This window comes from Staphylococcus sp. GDY8P131P (genome assembly GCF_017891975.1).
Lineage (GTDB): Bacteria > Bacillota > Bacilli > Staphylococcales > Staphylococcaceae > Staphylococcus > Staphylococcus nepalensis.
Window position 1 is genome coordinate 1 of record NZ_JAESKF010000030.1, and the last position, 6902, is coordinate 6902.

Annotated in this window: 9 protein-coding genes; 7 read left to right on the top strand and 2 right to left on the bottom strand. The window is 26.6% G+C overall.

Features of this window, described 5'->3' with window-relative positions; genetic code table 11:
- Both KA894_RS14290 and KA894_RS14295 read left to right on the top strand, forming a co-directional pair.
- Nucleotides 1–184: hypothetical protein (locus KA894_RS14290; protein WP_210134035.1), on the top strand; the 184-nt coding region annotated here is incomplete at its 5' end.
- 469 nt (nt 185–653) lie between these two features.
- Nucleotides 654–1082, top strand: coding sequence for an Hsp20/alpha crystallin family protein (locus KA894_RS14295; RefSeq protein ID WP_204171298.1), 429 nt, complete (start codon nt 654–656; stop codon nt 1080–1082).
- Nucleotides 1083–1134: 52 nt separating this feature from the next.
- On the opposite strand, the gene KA894_RS14300 is transcribed toward KA894_RS14295, so the two are convergent.
- Nucleotides 1135–1581: a GNAT family N-acetyltransferase gene (locus KA894_RS14300; RefSeq protein ID WP_239435865.1), complete on the bottom strand. Its 447-nt coding sequence runs from the start codon at nt 1579–1581 to the stop codon at nt 1135–1137.
- Between the two features lie 230 nt (nt 1582–1811).
- A complete protein-coding gene (locus KA894_RS14305; protein ID WP_204172137.1) occupies nt 1812–3113 on the bottom strand; it encodes a helix-turn-helix domain-containing protein in 1302 nt (433 codons plus the stop codon).
- A gap of 500 nt (nt 3114–3613) precedes the next feature.
- Between KA894_RS14305 and KA894_RS14310 the strand changes: the two genes are divergently transcribed.
- From KA894_RS14310 to KA894_RS14330, 5 genes are all read left to right on the top strand, one after another.
- Nucleotides 3614–3865 carry a hypothetical protein gene (locus tag KA894_RS14310; protein ID WP_238929026.1) on the top strand — a complete coding sequence of 84 codons (252 nt, stop codon included), beginning with the start codon at nt 3614–3616 and terminating at the stop codon, nt 3863–3865.
- A gap of 527 nt (nt 3866–4392) precedes the next feature.
- The gene (locus KA894_RS14315) at nt 4393–4581 is read left to right on the top strand and encodes a hypothetical protein (RefSeq protein WP_203217289.1); all 189 of its coding nucleotides are present in this window, start codon (nt 4393–4395) and stop codon (nt 4579–4581) included.
- Nucleotides 4582–5343: 762 nt separating this feature from the next.
- Nucleotides 5344–5445, top strand: coding sequence for a type I toxin-antitoxin system Fst family toxin (locus tag KA894_RS14320; protein WP_002495781.1), 102 nt, complete (start codon nt 5344–5346; stop codon nt 5443–5445).
- A 217-nt stretch (nt 5446–5662) separates the two neighbouring features.
- Nucleotides 5663–5860 carry a hypothetical protein gene (locus KA894_RS14325; RefSeq protein ID WP_071561892.1) on the top strand — a complete coding sequence of 66 codons (198 nt, stop codon included), beginning with the start codon at nt 5663–5665 and terminating at the stop codon, nt 5858–5860.
- A 58-nt stretch (nt 5861–5918) separates the two neighbouring features.
- Nucleotides 5919–6794, top strand: a complete 876-nt coding sequence (locus KA894_RS14330) for a hypothetical protein (protein ID WP_210129206.1) — start codon at nt 5919–5921, stop codon at nt 6792–6794.
- Nucleotides 6795–6902: the final 108 nt, after the last annotated feature.

The following is a 6902-nucleotide window of genomic DNA, read 5'->3' on the forward strand; positions in this document are numbered from 1 at the left end:
ACCAGATTACATGCACCACCCTAAGTGGGTGCGTAAATGGGCAGTGTCTAAAAAATTCAACACTGGTTTTGCTCCAATTATAGTTTTTGAAAAGAGCATATATTTATTTGGCTCATATTTGTGTTTTAAGAGCTTATATATGTTTTTAGGCATAAAACTATATGATTTACCCCTAAATCTTTAAAATACCCCCTTAAAATTCAAAATAAAGGTATTTAAATTTTAAATCGTTCTTGTGATAGAGTTTACTTAAAAAGGAGCGTTTTCTATGTCTATTTTAATGTGGATTGGGATTTTTGTTGCAGTTTTTATTGGTGGTATTGGAGTGTTTTTATCTTAATATTTTGGAGAAAAGCAAAATAAATAGACCACGTATTTATGCCGAGAAAATTTATTGACCAATTTTGACCTTTATGTTATATATATAGTGAAAATAGTTATATGCTTTATAGGGAGGGGTTGATATGAGTTTAGATAAAAATTCAAAAAAACTAATTCCTTTTAAGAATATGTCTAATTTTGATGGTGTATTTGAATTTAACCCTTTTGTTGAATTCGAATTCAACAGTAATTAGGAAGAGTATTTAAATGATTTGGATTATGTCAAAAATATTAATCAAAAAATAGGTTAAATATTATAAGGAGTGATCGTTATGAGTTATGGTTTAAAACCATTTGGAAGAGATTATTTTGATATGACACCTAGTGAATTGTTTAGAGATTTTGGAAGACAATTTTTTAGTAATTTTCCTAATGAACAAGGTATAAAAACTGATATTAGTGAAAAAGACGATAGATATGAATTAAAAGCAGAGCTTCCAGGATTTTCAAAAGACCAAATAGATATTTCTTATGAAAATGGGACGCTAATAATTTCTGCTGAAAATAATCAGGTAAATGAAGAAAAAGATGATGAAGGTAAAGTCATTCAAAAAGAAAGATCTTATAGTAACGTGAAGAGAATGTATTCACTTAATAATATAGATGAAGATAATATTGAGGCTAAATTTGAAGATGGTATTTTATCTGTAGATTTACCGAAAACTGAGAATAATCAAAGAAAAGTAATAGATATCAAGTGATAGTTAAAAAGAGATGTGAATCTAATTTCACATCTCTTTTTTTAATTTTTAGTCATAATTCTACAGTTGGAGTTCCAACATGCTTCCTTCTTCTGATTTCATGAAGCCGTTTTTTTTTATAAAAATTTTCTGCTAGTTCTCCGCCCGTGATTAGAAAAATTTTATATATTTCATCAAGTTTGAGTGAATCAGAGACAGAATTTATTAATTTTTTACCTACGCCATTCTTTTGAAATTTAGGTATAACATGAAACTCATCTATACAAAATTGGTTCATGCCATTGAAATAATAATCTATTCTGCCGATACACATTGCGATTACTTTATTATTTTCTTCGATTACATATCCTTTAGAATTAAATCCGCTCATTGTGGCTTCAATTCTAAGTAATGCTTCTTTTTCAGTCCATTTATTATACCATGGAGCTCCCTCATAAGCTGAAACTAAATTTTTAGCACAAGCAGTATAATCTTCATTTTGAATTTTTCTAAATTTCATATAGATCCTCCTTTTTGATTGTATTTTGATTATATATTTTTTTGGTATTACTGTTTTTTTATTATGGTTTTAGAAACGAGTTTCTTCTTGTCTTGATACTATAGAACAACACCAAATTTTATACGTAAATAAAGTACTATAAAATTTGGTGTATATAGGTATGTGTATGAATGTAGTTATGTTTATGTTGATACGTATACACATCATTATAGTGATAAGTGTGTTGATAGTTATTTGAATTGTTCTTCTATGATTTCTTGAAGCTCTTTATTACTTGTATTATCAAACTTTGAAATTCTGTTTAGTGCTAAAGTGCCTAATAGATTAACTGGATTACTTGGATAAAGCTTATTACCTAATGCAGATTCTATTTCCGTTTTAATAAACATATAAAAGAGATCTCTACCAATTTTTCCGTTCAACTTTTGAGACAGTAAAATTTTAAGTTTATTAAAAAAGTGCCATTGAAAAATAAAATGCTTAAATTCCATGAAAAGCATTGTCTCATCACTGCCTCTATTTAAGTCTTTTTTCATTTGTCGTATAAATGATTCATAACAATAGCTAGGAATGAGTAATTGAGTTTCTTGTGACGTTAGATAATATTGTTGATTAAATGATTCAATTTCACCAGTGTTAGTTAACTTTGCTAGATGTTCACCTATATTTTTAGCGTCAATATTATCTTGAATGTCACTAGTATAATTTGAAATCTCATTGATTGGAAAATCTAAATAGTTACATAGTGTCTGAATATCTTTAAAGTATAACTTTTTAGGATTTTTATATAAATTTTTCAATGTTGATAAAGGGATTAATGTATTAGAACTTAAGTTATTTAAGCTAATATTATGACACCTAAAGTATTCAATTAACTTTTCAATATTATGGGATGTGAATAGTCCTTGATCATATTTATGGGTATTGACTTCTAATAATAAGCCAATGGCATGCTCTATTCTTTCAACGCCATTTTTCAATGCATCATTCGATATAGGATCACGATGATCGGTAACAGATAATATACCTGCTGAATCATGTTTAATGATTAAACCACTATTATTTTTGTATAAATAATTTGGATAATGGAACTTAAAAGTATTTAAAGCTATTTCACATGTTGAGTAATCAATAACATTTTTTTCAAAGTAATCGTAATAAACTCTTTGGATAAAATCATACTTGGGGAATGAAATCCAATCCTGTTTATTAACTAAATTAAAATGAGATATAAGCTGAGAAAATTGATGAACTCGTGTTCTATTTTCATCAGGCAAAGGACAATATTTCGTAGTTTCATTTTGGAAGTAGTCAGTGAAATCCTGATTATATTCTGGCCATTTTTTATATAGTAAATCTTGAATTGTTAAATTAAAAAAGCAACACATTTCATCAACAACATCAAATTTTAAATAAGTCTCATCACTTTCAATGATACCTATTATTCTCTCTGTATAATATTTCGTTTTAAAATATTTATTAAGTGATTTTGCCAATTTCTTTCGAGATAGTTCTTCGTTAAGACGTTCCATTTTTAGTTTATAACTTAGTTTTATTTTGAACACTCCTTTTGTTATAGATACATCTTAAATATAATATAAAAATTAGTGTTTTAAATGTTTGATTCGGTATGTTTTTCATACCATGTAAGTAAAAAAACTATATGGATTTTATGAGCGTTTTAGAAAAAACGTGAAAATCGGTAAATATTTGGTAAGAGCATAAGGAGAATATGCTATCATTTGAAATGATAGGTCTGGCTAAGCCAGACATTCCAAGGGTTTAAATGGTTTGTGTTATGATATCAAAAAAATAGAAATGTCTCACTTTCGTGACACAACATATTGTGTTTGTCTCACCTTTGTGACACGATATATAGAAAATGTCACAAAGGTGAGACACCCTTTTTTGAAGGCATAATACTTTAATATCATTCTGGATTTAGTTTAAATTTCAAAATAACCTTAGTAAGTATATGTACGTAAAACATAAAAAAATAAGTAAAAAATTTAAAAAAAAGGAGTTCAAAATAATGAAGAAAGATTTACTAATTAGAGATGTAGATAGTGAGTTGTTAGATCGATTAAGTAGATTGGCTAAAGATAAAAATATATCAAGAAACAAATTAATTTTAGAGACTTTAGAGTTATTAGATCCACTTGAAAGTTATCAAAAATTATATGCAGAACAGTCACATCAGCAAGCACAAAATACAAAAGTTTTAAAAGAAGTTGCGAATAAACAAGATAAAATTTTAGCATTGCTTGAGTCAGTAGAATATTAATATTTATGGTATTTTTGTTTGAAAAACAGAGGAATATATTCTATAAAAACTTTTAAAATTTTATAGAGTATTTAGTACTATGATAAGTCTAATTAAAAAAAGGTAGGATATATAATGAACTTTTTTTCTTTTGTATATGAGATGTTAAAATTATTGTATTCACATTTTTCTTTCCCTATAGTTATATTGATATTTATATTACTTTTTAAAAAAGACATCCATAATTTGTTTCAAAATATCAAATCATTTTCAATAGGAGATTACTCTATTGAAGTAGATGTATCGGAAAAAATTAAAGCAACTTATGATTCAATTTCTAGTATTTCAGTTGAAAAATATGGGGCCGAAATTTTAGATGAACCCACTAATTTAGAGGATCTGGTGGACCCCAAAAGGATACAATTGATGAGTTTAAAATCATACATCTTAAAAGTTATACAATTAACTATTATTTAGAAAATGGTTGGTTAGATACTGTAACTAAATTATATTGGGCTTATAGTCGCAGGATAGAATGGGATGAAAAAATGATTGAGAATAAGGAGCGTCCTTTATCGGAAAAGCGTGATTTATATACTGAAAAAGAAATGGGTAAAGAGATAAAAAGATTATATGATTTAGTTATTCAAAATCCTGATATTAAATGGTCTTATGAAGATGTTATGACATTTAGGAAATTGATAATGATTGCAGTTAAACCAATGTTTTTTTCTTAAGAAGACAGGAAAAAGTAAAATGTATTGAATCTATCTATTAAAATTATTTTGAGTAACAAAAAAACTACTATGAAGCATTTATTAGCTTGATAGTAGGATCAGAGAAAGGAATAGTCTATATGAAATACTTCACTTAGGCTTTATAAACACTCAGCAAAGTATTTTAGTTCTCAAAGTAAGATTTAGCACCTCATTACTTCATTTATAGTATATCGAAACAATAAAATTTAATAAAATAATCGAAGATTTATGTGTTATAGTGATAAGCTTTTGCATGTAATGAAATACAGTGTTGAAAGCATTATTTATTAATATATGTGTAAAATATATTTGTGTAAAGTACATTTGTGTATATTACACAAATGTACTTCATTGCTCTGATAAAAATGATTGGGCATTAGTTAAATAAGTAAACTTGTATATTTATTTAATTGTTTATTTCAACAGGCTTTTTAGGTATATATTGCATACAGTATGCAAATAATTAGAAAAGTGATGTGTAAGTTATACAAATGTAATTAACACATGTGTAACTTACATTTGTGTATAAAATATATAAGAAATACAGATTATTAAAGCGATAATGGTAACTTAATATTTGTGAGGATTAACTTCCTAATATTTTTTGTTATATGTTCTGTTATAAGTGGTTTTCATAATTCAACTTATCGGAAGTATATATGCTTACATGTTTACAGATGATATAATTATAGAGTCGCCTATCTCTCAGGCGTCAAGTTGACGTAGAGAGGAGGTGTAATTATGCTTGATAACTTTGTTCACATCACGACCACGGCAGCGAGTGGTTGTATCGTAGCGTTATTTGCGCATTGGCTACGCAATCGCAACGATAAGAAAAAATAGGCGACCTTTAGCCAACACCTAAAAAATCCCCTCACTACTTCCGATAGTGAGGGGATTGGTGTATTATGCTTAATAACTTTGTTAAGTGCATTATAACATCATAATTGGTAGGAATGCAAAGTGATTAAATTAGCAGAAGAGTATACTATATTAAAAAAATCCAAAATTGGAGGTAGGTAAGCTGTGAGTACATATGAAGAAGAAAGAATAACAATAGGTGTTAAATTATAGTGACCAGCAATATGCGATTATAAAAAGTGTATTAGGTGAAAATGCTTATAATAGGCTCATTGAAGATATAGAAGGAGTAGTCAAAGATAAAACAAATAGCATTTCTATAAAAATTCCGGATGGCGGCGATTTCTTATTTATAAATACTGATTCTATAGCTTTTATAAATATTGATAAACAATAATTTAAAATAAAAAAGTTAACGATAACGGTCATTATGTAAATTAAGAAGGGAAATTAAAATGAAGAATAATTTTAGTAAACATATCATACTAGATAAATTAAATTTTAATAGAATGCATAAAAATATAGAAGATATAAATTCTATATTTAGCAAGAAAATATCCGAAGCAATAAAAGATATAAATTCTAAATACAGTAAGAAAATATCTGAATCAATAGAAGTTTTAGCTAAAAGTATACCTAACTTAGATGAATTTAAAGATGCTTTAGATAGTTTTATTGATAATACAACTACAGTAAATTCAATTTTTATTAACTATGATTATCCGCCAATAGATTATGTAGATATAAATGAAGTTGTTAATTATGTTGAAATGAATTCAAATCATCAGGAGGTAACTAAAGAAAATATTAATTTGATAATGACAAGGTATTTTGATGAAATTCATTTTAATCATTTAAAAAGCCAAGTAACCACTTACAAACTACCTCAAGAAGATATTACTATATTAAAAGAGATTTTAGATGGATATAAGCATGAATATTATTATCTTATAATACCTGCATTATTAGCAAGATTAGAAGGTATGATATTCAATTCAGTGAATTATAAAGGAAGAACTAATTATCGACTCTTTAATATTGTAATTGAGGAAACGATAAACAAGTACAAATCTAAGCATGATTATTATGTTGATGCTGATTACGTCAAAATCAAAGAATATTATAAATTTAAATTAAAACGAAATTTTGAATTTGGTGAAAAAAGGATGAATGAAATTAATAGACATTCTATTATGCATGGTTATGATAATCAGTATGGAACAAAACAAAATGCAGTAATATTATTGCTACATTTCGAGTATCTTTATCATTGTTTAGCAGAATTAAATGAAAATGATAAACAAGATATTCGTAATAAAATGTTGAAATAGTAAACTAATTCAATATTTTACATGATTAGGGTACACTCTAATCATATAATAATTTAGAAACACTATATTAAAAGGTTAGTTTATTTGAAAGTAACTTTTAAAAGGCAT